Here is a 23,979-nt window from a genome sequence, read left to right as displayed (position 1 = left end):
TAGAATTTGGATTATGGTTTAACTTTGAAGAATTACTTTAAGAACATCTGGACTTGCCGTAACAAACTGCCTCATTTTTTGTTGCACCTCACTTTCTTTTAGAGCATAATACAAAGTGGCAATCATTTTTCTTTTATCCTCATCGTTTAGATGTTCAAAATTCTCTGCTTGGTGTTTCTTTAAAATCTCTTCTATCTGTGTAATTACGGTAATATTTTTTTCCTGCATCTCTTCTGGAAAATAAATCTCAAAAAAGCAAGCGTCCACGATCTCCTGAAAAAAGTTTGCAATATGTTTATTATCAATTCCTTCAATAATATTTTCTTTAGATTGTAATGTAGTAGTAATTAATTCAAAAAATTCTAAAAATGGCGAATAATTTTCTGGTTTGTAAATTGGGATTTTCAGTAAAGGACCTTTATCAAATTTTAACATAATTCCTTGTATTGAACCTCTATTTTTGTAATAAAAGTAAATTAATTTTGAATTTAGAAAAGTCACTAAATATTTTAAATTGATTCTATCAGTTTTAATTATATTAAGTGCTCTTGATGCATAATATTCATTTTCTGTATAGAAAAAACAGTTTGATAAACACCTAGCTTGACAAATAATTTTAGAACCCTTTTTAAAAAAATTTTCATCTCTTTCTCTGTGTAAATAAAAATATTTTTTATTTGGAGTTTTATATCTATTTTTAGCTTCTATTAATTCTTCTTTATATGGCTCAAAATGTTTAAATAAATTAATAAAATCTTTAATGTTTTTATTATTAAAATTTTTTTCACATAAATAAATAATATTTTCAGATGCAATACCTGTAGAATTGGTATAGAATGGTTTTATAAATTGTAATTCTTCACTATTAAAATTATGTAATTCTTCATCTCTCACTATAAAAGCTTTATCAGGAGCACCAACAATTCCTTGAATAACTTCTTTTTCATTTAATTCAAAGTTCTTTTTTAAAGATACTCTATCTAAAAGAGAAACTAATTGTGGGTTATCAAAATTAATTGTGGTATCAAAATAATTCTTATTATTAAATGCTATTTCAAATTTTATAAAAAATCTTTGTTTTGATATTAATTTATCGATATTCAAAAAATCTTCTAGTTGGTTTTTATTGATATTGCTATCAGTTAATCCTGCGTAATACACTTGGTATTCATCAGAAGGTTTTGCATTTTTCTGTAAAAGATAAATCATGGTTTGTATTCCTGCAGATTGAAATACTTTGTAATCTCCAAAATCTATAAATTGTTTAATTTCTGTTCTTGTAAGAACATCTTTTCTTAAAATACTTGCACCAGAGCTAGTCACCCAATTATTCTGTGCAATAAAGCATTCTACTCCTTTTTCTTTTAAAATATCAAATCCTTTAGAGGCAAAACCATACCAAATATCCATTTTACCAATGTAGTACGGCGAACTTCTAAATCCATCAAAAGCAGATTTGTTTGTGTATTCTTTTATATACGGTGGATTTCCGATGACAATATCAAAACCGCCATTATCAAAAATTTCTTTAAAGTAGAGATGCCAAAGAAAATATGGCCTTTCACTTTTATGCTGAAAAGAAATAAGTTCATTTTCTATTTTTTCTAAATTGTGAAATTGTTCTTTATTAGAAAATAATTCTTTTATTTCTTTTGATTTTAAATTAAAACCACTTAAATCATTGTCTTTAGAAAGATTATATTTTTTGTAAAAATCATTAATTAATGTTTCTAGTCTTTTCTTTTCTTTGTATATTTTAGAATGAATTTTACCTTCTATAATATTATTAAGTCTTTGCTTTATTTCTGCTTTTTCATTCCCACTTTTTGTAAAATAACTTTTTATTAAAGATTGAATTTCCTCTATACTCACAGCATCAAAGACGGTGATTTCTTTCGCATATTCATCGCCAAATTCTAATACTGTTTGTTGATTAGAAATAATTTGTTCATCAGCAGTTGCGAGATTAGATAAATCTATATCATTATAACTTTCTAACAAACTATTCCCCTGCATAATCTTGTAATCCAAATTCGGCAAAGCTTTTGGTATGCCTTCATCTACTACCAAAGAGAGCCAAAAACGCAGCCTTGCAATTTCTACCGCTCCTTCGTCTAAATCTACTCCATAGATAGAATTTTGTATAATATCTTGCTTTACTTGTGCAGGATTCCATTCTTTTTTCAGTTCATATGCAATCACTGCTTTTAGATTAAATATTTCTTGTAACATTCCCATAGGAAATGCACCAGAACCAATAGCTGGGTCGCAGATTTTTACGTCATTTAAAAGTTGGTCTATTTTTTCTAATTCAGCATCATTAAAAGGTTTTGTATAATGATTTTTTAGTAGATTCTCTATCTCTTTTCTCTCTTTTTGCAGATGGGTGTTCAGGTATTCAATAAGACTTTCCTGCGTCATATACTGCACTATTTCTTTTGGAGTGTAGAATGTGCCTGTATCTTTGTTATAATCAATAAGGTTTTCAAAAATATGTCCTAACATTTCTGGGTCTACCGCAACGGTATGTTCTTCTGGACTGTTTTCATAAATCGTAAAATTGTATCCGTTAAAGAATGTGAACAAATCTTCAAAATAAAATGCGGGAAATTGTATTTCTCTATGTCTTTTGGGTTCTTGTTCTTCTTCAAATAAACCACCATTTAAGAAAGGGATACAAACAGTTTTTCCGTTATGCAATGTAAACTCTTCATTTTTTCTATCAGGAGTGTTAAGTGCTTCAAAAAATATTCTGCTTAAATATTTTTGATAAAAATTTGTTTGGCTCTCCTTATCATTATAAAACAAATCACTTAAAAAAGTAGAGCTTCCATCTTTATACTGCTGATTAGACGCTCCCAACCAATGTTTTTTTTGTAAAAAATATAGGAAAACCATTCTCCCCATTAATCGGCTTGCAAAATTGCGGATGTCTTTGTCTATCTCCTTCGCTATATCCTCTTTAGTTTTGCTATTAAAATCATTAATTTCTGCTTCAAAAATGCTTCTATACTCATTTTTTTCATCTGCAAGAAAACCAGAGAACTGCTTATACAAACTTTTGTATTCTTCAAAGAATTTTTTAGAAACGGGCTCTACATTGAAGGCTTCAAAGAAGTCTTCTAATCTAAAACGAGATTGTTCCAGATTATATAGTCTTTCAATGGCTGTTCTGTGCTCTTCTTCTGTACCAAATATGTAAGTGTATTTTTTAGGATTCGTTTCTTCTGCTTCTGCTTCTGCAAAGAAGTCATTGGCCGAATTTTTAGAAATAAAAGAAAAACGCCATTCTTTTTTCTCATGGCCTTTATCATAAGAAAAAGTAGTTAATGCGCCTTTTATTGCATCTTTGATAATGTATTTCTTAATGAAATCATTTACACTAACTTTGTTGTATTCTATACGGATATTATCTTCTAGAATTATCTCAAAAATGGGTAAGCTAATGCCATCAGAAGTTTTGAGGCTTCCGATTTGATAAAAAGTTTTTACAATGCGGTCTGCCTCTTGAGTATTAATTTCAATGGTTTTAGGAGTAAGATGTACGGTAAGGTATTCTCTTTTTCCTGTGAGAAATTGCAAAGTAGAAATCCATTGATCTCTATCATAGTTACTTTGCAATATATGTTTTAAAGCCTGTCTATTCATTATGAAAAGGTCTCGGTTATTACAATTTTTGGTTCTTCAAATATCTTTGGTTGCTGTTCTTCTTCTGTACGCAGAGCATCTAATCTGGCAATATTTGCAATAGGATACTTATTCATTATTAGATTAAGTTCTACAATAACTTTTGCCAAAGGCATTTTTTTCTTTTTTTGTTTCGCAGCTAGGGTAGCAATTTCATTTCTAAATTTTCTGAAAACTCCCATATATATGATTCGCAAAGAAGCATCTACCATTTCTATAAACTCTTCTGATAATTCCTGAGGAAAATTGCGCTGCAAGTCTTTTAATCCTTTCAAAAAGTTAACAGAATTTCTTTCCTGAACAGAAAGATTAGAAGTGTCATATTCCTCTACAGAATAAACAGTATTATAGACTTTTTTAAATTGCTCAACGGCCAAATTTACCGCCTCAAAATGATTTTCAAAAATCTTAGTCGGTTTTTCCTTTTTACTGGCTTCAAATAATTTAACTGCCTGATAAAAGGTTATTTCTACAGAGTTTTTTTCATTGGCAACATAAAAACCTTCTTTCATTTTGTTTCTCAGATAACATAAAATTGCATTATCTAACTTTTGTCCTACAATATCTTGTGCTTCTTTTTCTTTTATCTTTACTGCTCTTCCTACTCTGCTTTTTAATGGCATAGATTTTATTCTTTTATACTCTTTGAAATTATTTTCATAAAGCTCTCTTACCATTTCCAGATATTGCAATCTCTCATCAACTTCTTCTTGAGGTTGTAAATCACCAAGAGTATTTTCTATCAATTGCTCTTCTTCAGAATATACTTTGCTATCTTCACTAAATGCAGAGTGAAAACCTTGTAGTTTTTTTAATGCTTTTTCATTTAGTTTTATTAAACTATTAGATTGTGCAGTTGGAAAGAAATTATACACATATATTTTATCTGCTTTTGTTCCAATACGATTCACACGCCCTATTCTTTGCATCAATTTAGTAGCATTCCAAGGGATGTCATAATTCAGAATTACATTACTTCTGTGAAGGTTAATTCCTTCTGCTAAAACCTCTGTAGTAATAATGATATTAAAATTATTTTCTTGTTTATCAGGATAATTTGCATCGAAATTTTTTCTAATAGTGGAAAATCTCTGCTTGTTATTAGATGCGCTGATTGCCAAAACATCACTTCTACCTACCTTTGATAATTCTTCAGCAAGATATTCTACCGTTTCCTTACTTTCCGAAAAGATGACTAATTTTTTCTCAGGATTTCTATCATCTAAAAATACTGAATTTACAGCCTCTAAGAATTTTTTTGTTTTAGGGTCATCCCCAATATTCTGCCATTTCTCAAATAATGAGTTCAAAACTTCTTGGTCTCTTTTTAATCCTTCAATAAAATCTTCAGAAAAGTCTTCAGCTTTGAAAATTTGATTGTTTGGAGATTCTGCATTAATAGCTTCAATTTTTGCCTCTAACTCTTCTTCTCTACCCTCATCTAAAAACTTATTGACATCTATATCAGGAGCAATATAGACTTTATTATTCTCAAACATTTCAATCATTCTTTGATTAGAAATGTAAAATCGGTATAATGATTTTCTAAAAGCTTCAAAACTGCTTTCTAAACGTTTTACCAATTGGGTTTTCATAATGATAGAAAGTCTTTCAGAAATTAATTTGGCATTATCATACAAATCTTCATATTTTGGATTCAAATGCTCAATAGCTCTATATCTATAATATCCAAGGCTATCAATTATGGCATCTACCGTTTCATAAAAAATTTTTTCTTGCAAATCAGAAAACTCATATTCTATTTTATTAGGTCCTATTACATCAGGGAAAGTCATTCCTTGAGCAACAACATCGTCATAATAACGATTTATTTTTTTGATATCTGCTCTAGTTCTCCTAATAACCAATTCAGAGAATATTTTTTCTCTTATGGGTTCATAGATTTCTTTTACCTTCGCCACTAATTGTTGATGGTCTTTTATAAGATAAAGTTTTTTATATTTTTCAATTTTATCCGCAAAAAAACTCTGCAAATTAGGAACGCCTTCTAATGTAGATTTTCTAGAATCTTGAAATAAATAAACTTGATTGGCAATGTCTTCTGGCTTATTATTAAGAGGAGTTGCAGTTATTAACATTATTTTCTTCTTTCTATCTACATCATTACCTACCGTTGCTCTTGGAGTTTTACAAATAAGCTCTAATAATCCATACATATTGGTACTAGAAGTCCTGAATTTATGAGCTTCATCTACAATAACTAAATCATAATCTTCAGGCTTTTGATAATCAATATTATTACCTTCAATAATTTTATGAAGGCTTCCATTTGATATGAAATGTACATAATTAGCAATTCCAAAATCTTTTACAGTTGATTTCCAGTTTACCTCCAAAGCATTAGGGTAAACAATTAAAACCTTAGTATTATAACCATTTTTCTCAATATACTTTTTAATTATTCTGGTTGCAATAACTGTTTTTCCCAAACCAACCACATCAGCCAATATAAAACCATTATGTTTCATAAGTTTGTGAAAACCTTCTGTCACGGCATCTGCTTGATATTGTAAATTGGTATATCCTTCTGGTAAAGTTAAATTACCTACCTTATCTCTTATTACAGAATCTCCAAAATACTCTACGAGCATTTTAATGAATAAATCATAAGGCGTTATTTTTTCTTCACTTAGGTATGTTTTAGCTTTTAGTTTTTGTAAGTCAGCAGGAATTAATTCATTGGCATCTTTCCACAATTCTTCGAACTCTTCGGTTGCAAATTTTACATCATCATAATCATTCAATTGAACATTAAATTCATAATTAGCTTGGTCGTAAGTTCCTAATCCTGAATCTGTTAAATTAGACGAACCTGTAATTACACTTCCTAAAGTATGCTGATTAAAAGGATTTGGTCTGAAAATGTAAATTTTAGCATGTAGATTTTTTTGTCCGTATGCTCTTATTTTAACTTTTTCAGTGATTATGTCATCAATAAACTGTAATATACTCTTTTCAGTTTCTGCATCATAAGTAGCTTTATTGATGTCTTGTGCAACAAAATTTAAATATTCTTCCTTCGTCTTTTCAGAATTTTCTAAATAAAGTTGTCCTTTTCTTTTTGCATCTGCAATAAGCTCATCTGCATTAATACCTACCAATATTCTTATTTCTGGAACTTTATCCAAAAATGGCCTTAATTTAAAATATCCTGAAGCTCTGAAATACCCTACTAATGCATCAAAAAAATGCACGTTTTGATATTCAAAAACTCCTTTGAACTTATTAAAAAGACTATTGCCGTCCTTATTTGTAAAAAATTTTGTACTCATCTATTTACTGGAATTCAAAAGTTCTTTAATATCTATATCTAATAATTTGGAAATAACTAATAAAGTCTCCATAGAAGGCTGATTTTCGTTCCTTACCCATCTGGAAACAGTTACTTCGCTTTTGCCAAGTTTCTCAGCTAACCATTTATTAGTTTTTTCTTTTTCAGCAAGAATAACTTTTAATCTATTGATTTTCACTACTTGTTATTTAATTAACATTAATTGATAAATATACAACATTTTCTTTAATTAATTTCAAAATCAAATTTTAGATATTTTCAAATAATTTCATTTTGTTTTATTTTTTGTTTTTATGATTTTATTTTATCTTCCAAGTTTCTTAATAAACTTCAGATTATCATCTGCCAATACATTACTTCCTTCCAAAATTCTAAAAAAATTATTTTTCTTCTCTTTATCCCCAAAAACCTCCTCAAAAGCAGAAATGGGAATATTATTGTCCTTTGAAATTTTTTCAAGTATTTCTATCATTTTATCTTTTCTTTCAGTATCGTTTAGATTTTGCAGATTCGGGATTTTTATACTTTCTTGCAAAATGGCTTTTTTAAGTGTCTTTTCAACTGATTCCAAATATTTTTTCTTTTCAACAGCAAAAAAAGTTTCATTGGTTAAGAGCGCAGAGTTTTTGCTTTTGAAAAGGAAAACTTCTTTTTTTAGACTTTCAATTTTGGTATTGAGTTCTGCAATTTGTTTCTCTTTGGATTCCAGTTCTGTTTTGTTTTTAAGAAGTTGAATATTATTCGTTTTGATTGCCTTTTTGTAGTTTTCAATGGTTTTGTCCGTTTTTATTTTCTGAAAACCCAAAAAATCGGATTCTTTTACAATTAAATCCTCTGCTTTTTTAGATTCCATTTCTTGTTGCATTTGGCTGTATCGTTCTTCCAAAATTTTCAAATCTTCTTCTTTTTTCTTGATTTTAAATTCTACCGCCTCTAATCTTGTTAACGAACCTGAAACGCCTCTTTCCATTTCTAAACATTCTGCTGCTAAATCTTGCATTTTTGAGTAATGAAAAGATTGATGTTTCAGCGTTTTTCCAGTTTCCAAATCCTGCCAATCTGCAACTAAATGAGCGTGGTAATTAGCTTTCCATTCGTTGGTGTCTTTATCATAATGACCTTCATCTTTATGAATGGCAATCTGAAAAATTCGGATTTTAAGTTCTTCTTCCAATCTTTTTGATAGGTTATGCAAATCTTGCATTGTTGTATTCTCTTTAATCACAACCACAGCTTCTCGAATTGGCATTGCATTTTTCTGTAATTTTCTGCCTGATTTTTCTTTGCAGTAGGATTCTATTTTTAACAGTCGGTCTGCAATTTTTTGCTCCATCCAATATTGATTTTTATGAGTTAAATCTTTGCGGATATAGTCAAAGGATTTCTTTCTAAAATTATGAATTTCGGAATCAGATTTTGCCACTTTGAAATTGATTGATGTCTTCATTTTTCTTAAATATGATGATGATGTAACCTGTATCTTTTTTACTCAGGTTACCTAACAACCTGTATCTATTTTATACAGGTTGTACAAAGACCTTGCATTATTTTTTATAGGTTAAGAAAGTTGAACCTTGTACTATTTTATACAAGTTAAAGCCTCGCAGAGCGAAGAAGAAACTTTGTTGGGAGAGTATCGACCTTCAAAGTTGCGAATGAGCTCCTAACTTTTGCATATAGTTGATAAAAATATACACACGCATAATCAGCGTTTTCTTCTGTAAGTTTGATGAGCTTGATTGATTTCGCTTTCCTCCTGTTCTTGTTTTGGGTTTAGTTCTACCTGCTGTTGTTTTTCGATTTTTGTATTGTTTCTGAAAACGAAGTATTCATTTAAATCTTTATGAAGAGCATAAATTTCAGAATGATTTTTGGCTTCGGGAAATGATTTCAGAATTTCATTTTTGCAAATCTCTCCTGCTTTGTCATTGTCTAAAAACAAATGGATTTCGGAATAGTTTTGTAAATATTCTTTGGTTCTATTCAACAATGAAATAGAATTCATCACCAATACATCGCCTTTAAAAAATGGTTTCATCTCAACAAAAGACAAAGCATCCAAAAATCCCTCAAAAACAGCGATTCTTTTTCCTGTTTCATTTTGATTTTGGCTTTCAATATTGAAATTTAGGATTGAAATATCTTTCTTTAGTAATGAACCTTTGTATAATGAATTTCTGAGTTCCCAACCTCCTGAAAGGTTTTCAAAACCAATAGCATAAAGTTTTTTCTCTCCAATGGCAAAATGTACTTCTTTTACTAAAGAATAAACTGTTGGCGAAAGTCCTCTTTGTTGAAGATAAATCTTCAAATTTTCGTTTTGAAGTTCTTTAATTTCTGTGATGTGGTAATTTAGGCTAGAACTTTTTGAATGATAATCTTTTTGCGATTGAAAAGAAGAAAAATTCTGTTTTTCCGCCCATTCTAAAACTTCTTTTACGGAAGCTTTCAGGTATTTCATCATAAAATCAATATTGTTTCCGCCTATTCCTTCGGAATGGAGATACCAAACGTTGTTTCTTTTATTGAGTTTAAAAGAGGCTTGGGTTTCTGTGGAAAAAGGATTGAGATACCAAGCTTCTTTTTCATTTTGTTTTGTTGGATGGTGTCCGAGTGAAACGAGGACTTCTTCCAACGGAATTGTGTTAAAGTGTCTGCAGTTCATTTTAATGTTTTTGTTTTCTTTGTTTTTTTTAATTCCTCTTACCTAATTACCTTTTTATTGATTAACAATACTTTAAAGCAAATTTTTACAATTACCTGTTTTTACCTTCTTACCATAAATTTTTAATTAAGGTAACTTTAGGTAACTTATTTTTCAAATTGAATTACCTTTATAAATCATTGATTATTAAATCATTTAAAGATTTAAGGTAACTTGGTAACTTTGGTAAGTTTGTTTATTCAGATTTTCTTTTGATGAGATAACCGTACACTTGAAGTTGAGGATGTTTTATCCTTTGATATTTTAAACTGGTGAGTGCTTTTCCGATTTTCACATTATTCAATCGCAATCCTAAAGCATTGTTCATCGCCAACATAATATCGGTTGCTGTGAGAAATTCTTCCATTTTTTTCGATTTTTCAAAATGAGCTGAAATCAGTTCTTGCTCCATTGAAACTTGTGCATATTTCTCGTTTCGCTTTTCGTTTTCGGCGATATCTGTTGCGGTTAATTCGGGATTGTAATTTTTTCTTTCAAAAGCATTGTAATAAGCTTGAGCCCAGACTTTGTCCATATCAATTTCTTTAGAATATTCAAAATCAAAAGAATACACCTCAAAAATCAACCATCTAATGCTTCCTGTTTCATCGGTAAGAAAATCAGTCCGATTGGTAGAACCTACAAATGAGCAAATCCGTTCTAAAAATTCAGCTTTTCGCGCATAAGGCAAACGAATATTTGCACTACTTTTTGAGATGAAAGATTTCAAAGTATTAACATCGGATTTCGATAAAACCGCCAATTCATCAAGGTTACAAATCAAATTTTTACAAATGGAAATAATGCCATCTTTGTCGATGGAGATATTTTCGGTGTAATAATTCTCTAATTTTGGAGGAATTAAAAATCGTAAAAATGAGGATTTCCCTGAATTTTGATGTGACGCTAAAACCAATGACTGTTTATTGACATAACCTCTATTTAATGAACATAATACCGCTCTTGTTAGCCATTTTTCAAAATGATAACAAAATGCTTCATCATCATTGGTTTTAAGATATTGAGAGAGTTTCTTGATGTAATCTATACCATCCCAAGTTTCTAAATTTTCAAAATACTCACGAATTGGATTGTATTGCTGAATCAAATGGCTTCTAACTAGAATTTCCAATTTATTCATATTAATTTCAATTCCAGACTGCGCTAACTCAATCAATAAAGAATTGATGTTGAGAACAGTCCAAGTTCCAACCTGCTCTTTCAACTGAATTTCCAACTCCAAAGCAATGGTATTAAAACGAATGTTGTATTTTTCGTCTAAATAATTCATCGCTCTATCGTAAATCGTTTTGGAAGGAGTATCAGATTGATACAAGAATTTTTGTTCGTTCATAACCTTATCTATTTCGGTTATGATATTTCAGAGCTTCGGATTCTATTTCTAGTAAGGTTTTCTTTTTACCTTTAGAAATCCATTCCAAAAGTTCATCTTCAAAAAAATAGAGTTTTTTACCGTTTTTATAACACGGAATTTTTCTTTGCCTTACAAGAGTATAAATCGTAGGTTTGGCTTTCCCTATTATCTTACATACATCTTCAATTCCAATAGGAATACGTTTTTCTTTCGGTTCAGAAATTTTCGCATTCTGAACCATAGATTTAATTTCGGCAATTTCGTTCGTTAAGTGAGCAACTGCTTTTGGCAGGTTTTCAAAAGAAATTTCATTTACGTCCATAATTATCGTTTATGATTGTTATGGTGCAATGATAATTTATGTTATACGTATGTTTTTTGTATGATAAAGAATGTTTAAATCATACTAATAACATAAATGGTTTTCTGCTCAATATTAATTGTATTTTCCTTTACTAAAGGAGGTTATCTTCAATTTTTATTAATCCTTCCTCTTTTCTCGAAGAAAGTAATTTTTCTATTGTTGATTCTTCCATTTCTTTAAAACTTTCAGAAAAAACAATTTTCAAAAATTTAGCGACATCTTTTCTCTGATTGTTTCCTCTATAATGATGCCACACATTCCATCCGAAATGCATTAGATCAATCGTTTTAAGAGTATTCACTCTTATTGGAGTAATAGTATCAATCTTACTATCTTTCAAAAATTCTATTAAATAAATGTTAAATCTATTGATTTCTTCATCCGAAGAGTATGGTGCAAATTTTTCTTTAGTGTATTGAACAATAAAACCCAGCTTTTCCTGTACGATTTTTTCACTTTCAGATTTTGCCTTAATTCTTATTTTTTCAATATCAGATATTTCAATAGGTTCTTCATTTTCCAATATTGTTTCGGATATTTTTTTTTCAACTTCAAAAGCTGGTTCTTCTTCGATAATATTTGGGAAACTTTGCATGTGTTTTTCATTCAATTCAAAATTCTCCGTAGAATTAACTATTTGGATATTCTTTGAATCGTCTTCTTGTTCTTCAACTAATTTGGATTTTGAATTGTTTAAAAAACGTTTTACTATCCAATTTACTATTGGATCAAGAAATAAAATTACAAATACGAATATTAATACACCCAAACCAATACCACCCCAGAAAAACAAATTAATTGTAAATTCATCTGCTCCATTTCTAATAGAATATTCTCTAGCAGCATTACCTATGAATATGCAAGCTAGAAAAACTGACAAACAAATAGCGATATATTCAAAGTACTTTATTTTCATTCAGATTGATTTTTTAAAGATTTTAATTGTATCGCTTCCGCCGCTTTATTTTTCTTTTCATCAATCACTTTTGCATAGACTTGTGTAGTCTTCACATTCGTATGACCAAGCATTTTGCTCACTGTATAAATATCAGTACCGCTTGAAAGTTGCAAAGTAGCAAAAGTGTGACGAAAGCAGTGAAAAGTGATGTTTTTATTGATTCCTGCTTTTGCAACCCAAGTCTTTAATGGTCGATTAATCCATGCTGGATTGGTTAAATTTTCAAAAACCAAATCATTTGGAGATTTTGGTTCTCCACAAATTTCTAAAGCCTGTTGAGAAATCGGCATATATTCTACACTTTTTGTCTTTTTTTGAGTGAAATTAATTCTCGGTTGATTGTTATCTAAACTTATTTCATTCCACTTCAGTTTTTGAATATCAGAATGTCGCAAACCTGTTAATGCAGAAAAAAGTGCGGCACGCTTCAGAATATCATTTTCACAAGGAGTAGCAACTAAAGTATTCAGTTCATCAATTGTTAAATATTCTCTTCTTGATTCTTCACTTGGAATTCCTTTTATTTTTGCAGCAATATCTGTCGTAAAATAACCATCAATGAAAGCTTGTTTCAACGCAGCTTTAAAAACAGAAAAATAAGTTGATGCACTATTTTGAGATAATTTCCCATTTTTATTTCCTCCGCGAGGTGCATTCAAAAGAAAGGTTTTAAAATTCTCACAAAATTTAATATCAATTTTAGAAAAAGGGATTTCAGAACCTTCATAAGAGATTAAAAAGTCAATTGCTCTTTCCCAATTTATCTTAATTGATTCTGAATTATTTTTATGTCGTATTTTAATTAATGCTTCGAAATATTTAACAAAATTTACCTGTGATTTTTCTTTTTGTTCTGCCTGAATTTGGTCGAGCTCATTATAAAGCTCAATATTGTCGTATTCTCTTTGTCTTAATTTCCTTACTGAATCTGCATAAAACATTGTTTCTCTATCGTTTTCACTTTTGCAAATAATAATTCCATTATCGTCTCTTTTAGGTTTATAAGAAATTGACTTTTGAGTCGTTTTCGCTGGTCTTTTTTTATCAAATTCTACAGTTGTTACACTTCGGTTGAGATACTCACGGATTCTTTGAGGAGTTTTCTTTCCCGAAATCATCACAGGATAACTTTCCAAATAGATGTACCATTCTTTTCGGTTTTCTGCTTTTCTTAACCTTACGGTGACTTTAGTTTTTAAAAGTTCTTTCATTGTCCTGCGAAGATTTTGTCAATAAGATTTTTTGGTGCATACACAAAACTACCTACTTTTTTAGTTGGTATTTTGTTTTTCTTAATTACAAGATAAATAGTACTTGGATCTGCACGGAATTTTGTACTTATCTCTGAAATCGTGTAGCAATTTCCTATTTCAAAGTTTGGTTTTTCTTCTTTTTTCTTTTCAATAGGCATTTCTATTGTAGAAAATAAGTTCTCTAAATCTGCTCGTTTTACTCGAGTTAATCTTATCCCAAGATTAGCACCACCAATCAATCCTTTTTTTATCATTCTATGAATGGTATCTTTTGAAATTCCAAACATTACAGTTGCTTCAGAAACAGAGATAAATTCCCGAGTTTGAACTTCCGCAATTTTATTAGAATATTTTTGTAACAGATTTTCTTTTTCTTTTTGTTGCTTTTCTAATTTCTTGCGTTCCTTTCCTGATTTATTTGCACAAGAAACACCGCAAAAACGTGTCGTAACTGTCTTTGCTTCAAAGGGTTTAGAGCACTGCTCACATACTCTTGGTATTTTTAATTTACTAAATCCCATTCTGAAATAACATCGGGTACATTGTCACTTTTTTATGTATTTTTTAATTATTTTAGCGCATAAGGCGCACATTACATCCAAATAACGCGCGGTACAAATATGGTACGAAAATATGACAAAAAACGATTAAAAACAAGCATTTTTCAAAAATTGTTAAAAATAAAAAATCGCCGTAAATATTACATTTACAGCGATTTACTCATTTATTTTAATTGATTTTTATCAGTCCTTACTTGACTTCTTCGAAATCTGCATCTTGTACATTTTCGCCAGCGTTACCTTGTGCTTGTTCAGGTTGCGGTTGTGCTTCTTGAGTTGCTTTGTACAATTCTTCTGAAGCTGCCATCCAAGCTGCGTCTAATGCTTCTAACTTAGGTTTAATCGCATCTGCATCTTTGGTTTCGTAAGCAGCTTTCAATTCTGTGTGAGCTGCTTCAATTGCTGATTTCTTATCTGCAGATAATTTTTCTCCAAATTCTTTCAATTGTTTTTCTGTTTGGAAAATCATTCCATCAGCTTTATTGATGGTTTCTACATCTTCTTTTCTCTTCGCATCTGCTGCTGCATTTTCTTCTGCTTCTTTTTTCATTCTTTCGATTTCTGCATCAGAAAGTCCAGAAGATGCTTGGATTTTGATAGATTGCTCTTTACCAGTTCCTTTATCTTTAGCAGAAACATGTAGAATACCGTTTGCATCAATGTCAAAAGTTACCTCAATTTGTGGAACTCCTCTTGGTGCAGGTGGAATATCTACTAAATCAAATCTACCGATTTCTTTGTTGTCATTAAACATTGGTCTTTCTCCTTGTCCTACTCTGATGGTTACCGCAGGCTGATTATCACTTGCTGTAGAGAAAACTTCAGATTTTTTAGTAGGAATGGTAGTGTTCGCTTCAATTAATTTAGTGAAAACTGAACCCATAGTTTCGATACCTAAAGAAAGCGGAGTTACGTCTAATAAAAGAACGTCTTTTACATCACCTGTTAAAACTCCCCCTTGAATTGCAGCACCAATTGCTACTACTTCATCTGGATTCACCCCTTTAGAAGGTGCTTTTCCAAAGAATTTTTCTACCGCTTCTTGTATTGCAGGAATTCTGGTAGAACCACCTACTAAGATGATTTCGTCAATATCAGAAGTGCTCATTCCAGCATTTCTAAGAGCAGTTTTACATGGTTCGATGGTTCTTTGAATTAAATCATGTGCCAATTGCTCAAATTTAGCTCTGGTCAATGTTTTCACTAAGTGTTTAGGACCAGTTGCAGTAGCGGTGATATATGGTAAGTTGATTTCAGTTTGAGTAGAAGAAGACAATTCAATTTTTGCTTTTTCAGCAGCTTCTTTTAAACGTTGAAGTGCAATTGCATCAGATTTAAGATCTACTCCTTCTTCAGATTTGAATTCATCTGCCATCCAGTCGATGATTACGTTATCAAAGTCGTCACCACCAAGGTGAGTATCACCATCAGTAGCTTTTACTTCGAAAGATGCGTTTCCATCTACTTCGTACATTTCTAGTACAGAAACGTCATGAGTACCACCTCCACAGTCGAAAACAACTACATTTAGGTCTTTTTTACCTACTTTATCTAAACCGTAAGCTAAAGCTGCAGCAGTAGGTTCGTTGATAATTCTTTCTACTTTAAGACCAGCGATTTCACCAGCTTCTTTGGTAGCTTGTCTCTGTGCATCGTTAAAGTAAGCAGGAACCGTAATTACTGCTCTGGTTACTTCTTGACCAAGGAAATCTTCAGCCGTTTTCTTCATTTTTTGAAGAATCATTGCAGAAATTTCTTGTGCTGTATATTCTCTATCGTCTATTTTTACTTTTACAGTATCATTTGGTCCAGCTACTACAGCATAAGGAACTCTAGAAATTTCTTCTTTATCTTTAGTAAACTGTGTTCCGATGAATCTCTTGATAGAATAAACAGTTTTAGTAGGATTCGTTACTGCTTGTCTTTTTGCAGGATCACCTACTTTTCTTTCGCCATCTTCTGTAAATGCTACAATAGATGGTGTGGTTCTTTTACCTTCTGCATTTGGGATAACTACAGGATCTTTACCTTCCATTACCGCAACGCAAGAGTTGGTCGTACCTAAATCAATTCCGATAATTTTGCTCATAATATTTATATTTTATTTTTACTTAACTAATTTGACTTGGATTTCTCCAATTTTATACCATTGAGAAAATTGTGACAAATTGACATTTTCTTAAAAACTGTCATCTTTTAAATTCTCCATTTCACTTCTCTATTCACATGTTTATCATTATATTTGGCTAAAACTTTTTACAGATATGCCACAATTCAATCCTAGAGACATTACCTGGTTAGGTTTTAATGCAAGAGTTTTGCAAGAAGCGATGGACGAAACCGTTCCATTACACCTGAGAATTAGATTTTTAGGGATTTTTTCTAATAATTTAGATGAATTTTTCCGAGTGCGAGTTGCAGGACTAAAACGAGCACTAGAACTGAAAGATAAACTTGCAGTAGAGACGTTTTTTGACAAACCTCAAAGAATTCTGGACAAAATCAATAAAATTGTCATCAAACAACAGGAAGATTTTGAAAAAACTTGGGACAAAATCCAAGAAGAAATGGCAGAGCAAAAAGTTTTCATTAAAACTCCTAAAAAACTCACCGAAAAACAAAAGGAATTTGTAAAAAAATATTTTGACGAAGAAGTAGAAAGCAACGTCATTCCTATTCTGCTTCATGACCATGTTCAACTGCCCTATTTGCGAGAAAAAAGCCTTTATCTAGGCATTGCAATGCGCAGAAAAGATTGGAAATTTGGTACAAAATTCGCGATTATAGAAGTGCCAGCAAAAGCCAATGGAAGATTTGTCATTTTACCAACCGAAAATCCTGAGGAAACTGACATAATGCTTCTAGAAGACGTCATCGCTTTCAATTTACCACACATTTTCTCCTATTTCGGATATGATGATTTCAAAGCAAATTCTTTTAAGGTGACCAAAGATGCAGAATTTGACCTCGATAATGACATCAGAACCAGCTTTGTAGAAAAAATTGAAAAAGGAATTAAATCTAGAAGAAAAGGAAAACCTACCCGTTTTGTTTTTGACAAAGACATGGATAAATCTTTGGTGGAATTTCTCATCAAAAAACTCAATCTTACCAAAAGAGACAGCATTATTCCAGGGCAAAAAATTCATAATTTCAGACATTTTATGGATTTTCCTGATGTTTTTAAAAATTATGAAAAACCAATAGAGAGAAGTTCTTTTACGCATCCAGAATTTGACCATGAAGGCAGAATTACAGATGTTATCGTAAAAAAAGATGTGCTTCTTACCTTTCCTTATCACACTTTTACACCAGTTATTGACTTGCTGAGAGAAGCTGCAATGGATCCTGATGTAAAGTCTATTCAAATCACGGCTTACAGATTAGCCAGCAATTCTAAAATTGTAAACGCATTGATTAATGCCGTGAGAAACGGAAAAGAAGTCACCGTAATGCTAGAATTACGCGCAAGATTTGATGAAGAAAATAACCTAGAATGGAAAGAAAGGTTAGAAGAAGAAGGTGTAAAAGTTCTAGTGGGATTACCGAATAAAAAAGTGCATGCAAAACTCTGTGTCATCAAAAAAAGAGTGAACAATAAGACCATTCAATATGGATTTGTAAGCACTGGAAACCTCAACGAAAAAACAGCTAAAATCTATGTAGACCATTTGCTCATGACTTCTAACAGAGCAATTATGGCAGACATTAATAAAGTTTTCAATGTGTTCAGAAAACCCAAAATAGATCCCGTTTTAGCATTGAAATCTTGTAATCATTTATTGGTTTGTCCACATTTTATGAGAGAAAAAATTGTTTGGCATATCGACAAAGAAATAGAAGAAGCAAAAGCAGGCAGAAAAGCCGAAATGATAATAAAAGTAAACTCACTTTCTGATAAAGGTTTAATTAAAAAACTTTATGAAGCAGCGGAAGCTGGCGTGGAAATTAAAATGATTGTTCGCGGAATTTTCTGTGCTGTAGAACAGAAAACGTTCAAGAAAAAAATTCATGCTATCAGTATTGTAGATGAGTATTTGGAACATTCTAGGGTGATGTATTTTTACAATAAAGGCATTGAAGATGTTTATCTTTCTTCAGCGGATTGGATGACGCGAAACCTAGATTACAGAATAGAAGCTGCTGTAAAAGTGAATCAAAAAAATCTCAAAAAAGAACTGAAAGATTTATTGGAACTTCAATTGAAAGGCAATGTAAAAGCCAGATTTCTAGATGAAGATTTGACCAATAAATATGTCAAAAACAACAAAAAACCTTTCCGCAGTCAAATAGAAACGTATAAATTTTTGGAAAAGAAAAAGGTAGAAGTATAATGTATGAAGTCAGAAGATGAGTTCCGTAAGAACGATACGTTTGTAGAAAAATTTATAAAGTATTTTAAAAAAGTTCCGTAGGAACGACAGAAAAATGAAACAAGTTATTTTCCTTTTCATATTAGCCACAAATCTTCTTTTTTCGCAAAAGAAAGACAGTTTAATTTTCTCAGAACAACAAAAATTTGAAACCAAAAAACTCATTATTCCAGCTACTTTAATGACGGCAGGAAGCATCGTTTTATCTACAGAAAATAGAGATTTCAGCGTTACAGAAAACAAAAATTTCTTGGCTTTCGGAGGTTATCCCGAAGATTACCTTCAATTTGCACCTCACGTTTCACTTTACGCTTTTGAATGGGCAGGAATGAAACCTAAAACCGACTTCTGGAACAGAACTGCTATTTTGGCAAAATCTGAAATTATTGTTTTTGGAAGCACTTATCTTTTTAAAAAAGCCATTAAAAAACCTCGTCCAGACGGAAGCAATGAATTTGGTTTTCCGAGTGGTCATACTGCGAATGTTTTTGCTGGAGCTACAATGCTTTCTATGGAATATGGCGAAAATTATCGTTGGGTTCCGTATGTTGCTTATTCTGTAGCAACTGGAGTGGGCGTTTTGAGAATTGCTCACGACAAACATTATTGGAGCGACGTGATTTTTGGAGCCGGATTAGGAATTTTATCCACTAAAATTGCGTATTGGACGCATCAATATCAATGGAACAAAAAATCAGAAAAAGATAATCTCACGATTTTATACAAAGAACATTTATAAAATTCTTCAGAAATTAATGAATTAACATACATTTACCTTCAAAATTTTTCAACATTTATGAACTTTAAAAAAATATTAGGAACATTGGTTTTGGCTTCGGTTTGTGGTTTTTCGCAAACGCAGCAATTTACCATGAACGACGCCGTTTTAGGACTTAGAACCAATCTTGCCGTGAAAAACATCAGAGATTTTTCTTTCAGCAATGATGGCAAATCTTATCTTCAAATGGTTAAAAACGCTTATCTCATCACAGATATTGCGACCAACAAGACGGATACTTTGGTTTCTTTGTATCAAGTAAATCAAAATTTTAGTGCTGACCAAAAACTAAAAGCACTTTCTCCACTGAAATTTTTGAACAATTCTAAAGCCTATTTTTCTCAAAAGGGAAAATATTTTTGGCTTCAAAAAACGGGGAATTCTTGGCAAAAAACAGAATTTGCTTCTATTCCTGAAGATGCAGAAAACGCTCAGCTTCTTCCTGATAATCAAACGATTATTTACACCATCAAAAATAATCTTTTTGCAAACATCAATGGAAAAACATTGAAAATTACAGATGACCAAAACGAAAATATCATCAACGGACAATCGGTTCACCGAAATGAATTTGGAATCGATGGAGGTATTTTTGCCGCACCAAATTTTCAAAAAATTGCATTTTACAGAATGGATCAAAGCATGGTTACTGACTACCCTATCATCGATTGGAGCGTAACTCCTGCAGAAAACCATAATATCAAATATCCGATGGCTGGAAATAAATCTCACGAAGTTTCCATCGGTGTTTTTGATGTAAAAACTCAAACCAAAAAATTCTTAAACATCGAAGGCGACAAAGAGCAATATTTAACCAGCGTAACTTGGAGCCCTGATTCTAAATCTATTTTCGTGGCGGTTCTTAATAGAGCTCAAAACCACATGAAACTGAATCAATATGATGCCGAAACAGGAAATTTAGTTAAAACGCTCTTCGAAGAAAAAGATGAAAAATATGTAGAACCTCAACATGAATTGACCTTTTTACCTGGTTCTAATAAAGATTTTATTTGGCAAAGTCAAAGAACGGGTTACAATCATTTGTTTTGGTACAACACAGACAAAGGTTTGGTAAAACAAATTACCAAAGGAGATTGGTTGGTGAACGAAATTCTAGGTTTTAACGAAAAGAAAAAAGAAATTTATTTTTCTTCAACTAAAGAAACGCCACTTGAAAAACATTTGTACAAAGTAAATTGGCAAACAAGTAAAATCACCAGATTAGACAAAGACGCTGGTGTTCACAATGGAATTTTGAGCAAAGACGGAACACACTTACATGATGTTTTTGCCAATGCTTCTACGCCAAGAATGGCAAATATTATCAATACGCAAACGCTTCAAACCAAAAATATTTTAACCGCAGAAAACCCACTGAAAAACTTCCAAAGACCTGAAATTCAGAATATCACACTGAAAGCAGACGACGGAACTCCATTGTATGGAAAACTGATTTTGCCGACTGATTTTGATAAAACTAAAAAATATCCTGTAATTGTCTATTTATACAATGGACCTCATTTACAGTTGGTTACCAATAACTTCCCAGCTTCTGGAAATCTTTGGTATGAATACATGGCGCAACGTGGTTACATTGTCTTCACGATGGACGGAAGAGGTTCTTCTAACAGAGGAACACAGTTTGAACAAGCGGTTTTCAGAAATTTAGGTGAAACTGAAATGAAAGACCAATTAAAAGGTGTAGAATATTTAAAATCTTTGCCTTTTGTAAATACTGAAAAAATGGGAATTCACGGCTGGAGTTTTGGTGGATTTATGACCACAAGTTTTATGCTAAAATATCCTGAAGTTTTCAAGGCGGGAGTTGCAGGTGGACCTGTAATCGACTGGAACATGTATGAAATTATGTACACAGAACGTTACATGGACACGCCAAAAGAAAATCCTGAAGGTTACGCAAAAGCTAATCTTTTAGACAAAGTTCAAAACTTGAAAGGAAAATTACTCATGATTCATGGTGCGCAAGATGATGTAGTGGTTTGGCAACATTCTGTAAAATTCCTGAAATCTGCAGTTGACAAAGGCGTTCAGTTAGATTATTTCGTTTATCCTGGGCATCCTCACAATGTTTCAGGCAAAGACAGAGTACATTTAATGCAAAAGGTTACGGATTATTTTGACTTGTATTTGAAATAGTTTTAACCGCAAATTGAAGATTCGACAAAGTCAAAAGAAACAAAAGATTTACTTTAAAATAAAAAATTCAACGGTTTTTTTGTCATTCCGAAGGAATCTACATTTCAATATTCAGAAAATCTATGTAAAGATTCTTACGCAAATCGAAGATTCGACAAAGTCAAAAGAAACAAAAGAAAAGTTTAAAAATAAGCAATTCAAATGCAAAAAAAAAGAGCAAAAAGATTTTTACTTTTTGCTCTTTTGTATTTCTTAAACACAAAGAAAATCTTTTGTGCCTTTTGTGGTTTAAAACTAATCTACTTTTTTCAAATCCAAATCTCCAAAATCAAAAGAGAAATCGGTAACATCTGAAATCGGTTTCATTTTGGCAGAAACTGCTTTTCCGTTTTCATCAAAGGTAAGGGTAAAAAATGCATCTGCATCATAACTTCTATCATCCCATTTGATAACGAAAGTATCTTTAGAATAAGGCAAAACTTCACCTTTTAATCTTTCTGAAGATTTACAAATCACTCTGAAACCTTTCTTTTCTTTAGAAATTACCACATCACCAAACCAAGCATCTCTATACGTTCCTACAAATTGTTCAGGAGATAGTTTTGCACTTCTGTCTTTTTGGTAAGCAGCTACTTTAGCATACGTTTCAGCTTTTTCTTTGTCATATTGCGCATTGCCTTTTGCGTATCTTTCTGCATAGGTTTTCAACCAATTTCTGTCTTCAATTCCTAAATAAGCATCTTTCACAGTATTGGTAATCGTGTTAAAAGCCACCCCTTGTTGTTGATTCGTGAGCACTACAATTCCTAAATTCAAATCAGGAATTAACGTAAATTGTGTAACTGTACCGATTAAACCACCTGTATGCTGAATCTGACGATGACCTTTTACATCAGAAATAAACCAACCTAAACCATAACCATAAAATTTAGTATCATAAGGATTTTTAGCAGCCATAGGAATGGGTTGCTGAATTTGCCAAAGAAGATTTGCATTTTTCTCAGAAACCAAACGTACACCATCTTTGGTTACAAAACCGTTCATTAAGAAATTTGCCCAAATCGTCATGTCAGTAATGTTACTCAAAATTCCACCTGCTGCATTGGCCGTTTCGTTCCAATCGTGAGGAACCGCAACTGCTTTTCCATTGACTGGAGCATGTGCATCAATTTTATTTTCAATAGATTTTGCACGGTTATAAGAACCAAAACTTGCTGTCATCCCAACAGGTTTCATAATTCTTTCTTCGATAAACTCTGCCCAAGTTTTGCCAGAAATTTTACGAATAACTTCTCCTGCTACAATAAACATCACATTGTTATAATCCATTGTATTTCTGAAAGAATGCGCAGGTTTCAAATAACGAACATTGTGCAATAATTGCTCTGTAGTCATAGTTCCACCTTCTGGAAAAAACATTAAATCTCCTTGTCCAAGACCTAATCCAGCTCTGTGCGTCACCAAATCTTTGATGGTAAGTTCTTGCGTCACATAATCGTCATACATTTTGAAATCTGGTGAAAATTTGGTCACTTTATCGTCCCAATTCAGTTTTCCTTCGTCTGCTAAAATCGCTAAAGCGGTACAAGTGAAACCTTTAGAATTAGAAGCAATTCCCACCAAAGTTTCTGGCGTCATCGGTAAATTATTGTTAAGAGAGCGTACTCCGAAACCTTTTGAATAGATGACTTTTCCGTCTTTTATAACACCAACAGACATCCCTGGAACATCAAAAGTTTTTATGGTATTTTGGATAAGTTCGTCTAGTTTCTGCTCTGAAATTTGACTAAAAAAGAATAATGAGTAAAGAATAAAGAACAAAGAAAATGATTTTTTCATAATAACTTTTTAATTTTTGTAAAGGTAAGATTTTTTGTAAATTTGGGTAAATTATCAACCAATGAAAACCACTTTTTGTCTACCAATTCTACTTCTAGCCATTTTATCTTGCTCCAAAAAACAAGAAGAAAAAATAGAAGTATTCAACAAACCAATAATTACAAGTGAAAATTCTACGGATAGATTCTTTCCGAAAGAAAAAACAGTGGAAAAATTTGATACTTTAATCGTTGATAAAAACATAAAAATTAGCATCACCAAATCTTATTTAGATAGTTTTGTCACCAATGAATTTGAAAATGAAGGCAAAAAACAGGTAGATAAATACAGAGATGCAGGAATTTCACTGAAAATAAAACAAGACAACAAAACTCTTCTAGACACTTTATTTAGAAAAGAAAATTTCAACAATTACATTGACAATAATTTTCAAAAAATTGCAGTTTTCCATGGTTATTGGTTAAATGAAATTGATAATGAAAAAATTCAATTTTTCGGAACGATTGCAAAACCAGAAACAGATTGGGCTTTTGATTTTCATCATAATTTTTATTTCAAAGATAAATCTTTAAAAACCGAAATCATAGAAGAAACCAAAGAGTAATTCCAAAAAAAATC

At 31.5% G+C, this 23,979-nt stretch carries 16 protein-coding genes; 4 read left to right on the top strand and 12 right to left on the bottom strand.

The genetic code is table 11. From position 1 onward, the window contains the following. Positions 1 to 18 precede the first annotated feature (18 nt). The 11 genes from C3729_RS00140 to dnaK form a co-directional block, all read right to left on the bottom strand. Entirely contained in the window at positions 19 to 3,621 is a 3,603-nt protein-coding gene (locus C3729_RS00140) for an Eco57I restriction-modification methylase domain-containing protein (protein WP_165785686.1), read from the bottom strand. A 26-nt stretch (positions 3,622 to 3,647) separates the two neighbouring features. Further along, positions 3,648 to 6,980, bottom strand: a complete 3,333-nt coding sequence (locus C3729_RS00135; protein ID WP_104792290.1) for a helicase-related protein — start codon at positions 6,978 to 6,980, stop codon at positions 3,648 to 3,650. Continuing rightward, a complete protein-coding gene (locus C3729_RS00130) occupies positions 6,981 to 7,178 on the bottom strand; it encodes a helix-turn-helix transcriptional regulator (protein ID WP_104792289.1) in 198 nt (65 codons plus the stop codon). A gap of 126 nt (positions 7,179 to 7,304) precedes the next feature. Next, complete coding sequence (locus tag C3729_RS00125) at positions 7,305 to 8,447, bottom strand: hypothetical protein (RefSeq protein ID WP_133159922.1); 1,143 nt, start codon at positions 8,445 to 8,447, stop codon at positions 7,305 to 7,307. A gap of 258 nt (positions 8,448 to 8,705) precedes the next feature. Next, complete coding sequence (locus C3729_RS00120; protein WP_104792287.1) at positions 8,706 to 9,665, bottom strand: toprim domain-containing protein; 960 nt, start codon at positions 9,663 to 9,665, stop codon at positions 8,706 to 8,708. Between the two features lie 235 nt (positions 9,666 to 9,900). Further along, entirely contained in the window at positions 9,901 to 11,058 is a 1,158-nt protein-coding gene (locus tag C3729_RS00115) for a VapE domain-containing protein (RefSeq protein ID WP_104792286.1), read from the bottom strand. A 4-nt stretch (positions 11,059 to 11,062) separates the two neighbouring features. Further along, entirely contained in the window at positions 11,063 to 11,401 is a 339-nt protein-coding gene (locus tag C3729_RS00110) for a helix-turn-helix domain-containing protein (RefSeq protein WP_058877525.1), read from the bottom strand. Positions 11,402 to 11,534: 133 nt separating this feature from the next. Then, a complete protein-coding gene (locus tag C3729_RS00105; protein ID WP_104792285.1) occupies positions 11,535 to 12,359 on the bottom strand; it encodes a hypothetical protein in 825 nt (274 codons plus the stop codon). Next, complete coding sequence (locus tag C3729_RS00100) at positions 12,356 to 13,612, bottom strand: site-specific integrase (RefSeq protein ID WP_104792284.1); 1,257 nt, start codon at positions 13,610 to 13,612, stop codon at positions 12,356 to 12,358. Before C3729_RS00100 ends, C3729_RS00105 begins: the two co-directional genes overlap by 4 nt. Beyond that, positions 13,609 to 14,175, bottom strand: a complete 567-nt coding sequence (locus C3729_RS00095) for a helix-turn-helix domain-containing protein (protein ID WP_058877522.1) — start codon at positions 14,173 to 14,175, stop codon at positions 13,609 to 13,611. Before C3729_RS00095 ends, C3729_RS00100 begins: the two co-directional genes overlap by 4 nt. A 229-nt stretch (positions 14,176 to 14,404) precedes the next feature. Beyond that, positions 14,405 to 16,303, bottom strand: coding sequence for a molecular chaperone DnaK (dnaK, locus tag C3729_RS00090; protein ID WP_104792283.1), 1,899 nt, complete (start codon positions 16,301 to 16,303; stop codon positions 14,405 to 14,407). A gap of 175 nt (positions 16,304 to 16,478) precedes the next feature. Between dnaK and ppk1 the strand changes: the two genes are divergently transcribed. From ppk1 to C3729_RS00075, 3 genes are all read left to right on the top strand, one after another. Continuing rightward, entirely contained in the window at positions 16,479 to 18,548 is a 2,070-nt protein-coding gene (gene ppk1 / locus C3729_RS00085) for a polyphosphate kinase 1 (protein ID WP_104792282.1), read from the top strand. 94 nt (positions 18,549 to 18,642) lie between these two features. Continuing rightward, entirely contained in the window at positions 18,643 to 19,326 is a 684-nt protein-coding gene (locus tag C3729_RS00080; RefSeq protein WP_104792281.1) for a phosphatase PAP2 family protein, read from the top strand. Between the two features lie 57 nt (positions 19,327 to 19,383). After that, positions 19,384 to 21,522, top strand: coding sequence for a S9 family peptidase (locus C3729_RS00075; RefSeq protein ID WP_104792280.1), 2,139 nt, complete (start codon positions 19,384 to 19,386; stop codon positions 21,520 to 21,522). A 294-nt stretch (positions 21,523 to 21,816) separates the two neighbouring features. Here the strand turns inward: C3729_RS00075 and C3729_RS00065 are convergent, their stop codons facing one another. Continuing rightward, positions 21,817 to 23,361 (bottom strand): serine hydrolase, encoded by a 1,545-nt coding sequence (locus C3729_RS00065; protein ID WP_104792278.1) that lies wholly within the window; start codon positions 23,359 to 23,361, stop codon positions 21,817 to 21,819. 61 nt (positions 23,362 to 23,422) lie between these two features. On the opposite strand from C3729_RS00065, the gene C3729_RS00060 reads away from it, so the two are divergent. Beyond that, the gene (locus tag C3729_RS00060) at positions 23,423 to 23,965 is read left to right on the top strand and encodes a DUF4738 domain-containing protein (protein WP_104792277.1); all 543 of its coding nucleotides are present in this window, start codon (positions 23,423 to 23,425) and stop codon (positions 23,963 to 23,965) included. Positions 23,966 to 23,979 lie beyond the last annotated feature (14 nt).

This window comes from Cloacibacterium normanense, assembly GCF_002943105.1.
Taxonomy (GTDB): domain Bacteria; phylum Bacteroidota; class Bacteroidia; order Flavobacteriales; family Weeksellaceae; genus Cloacibacterium.
The sequence above is the reverse complement of the archived record's forward strand: the minus strand, read 5'-3'. Positions and strand labels throughout refer to the sequence as shown.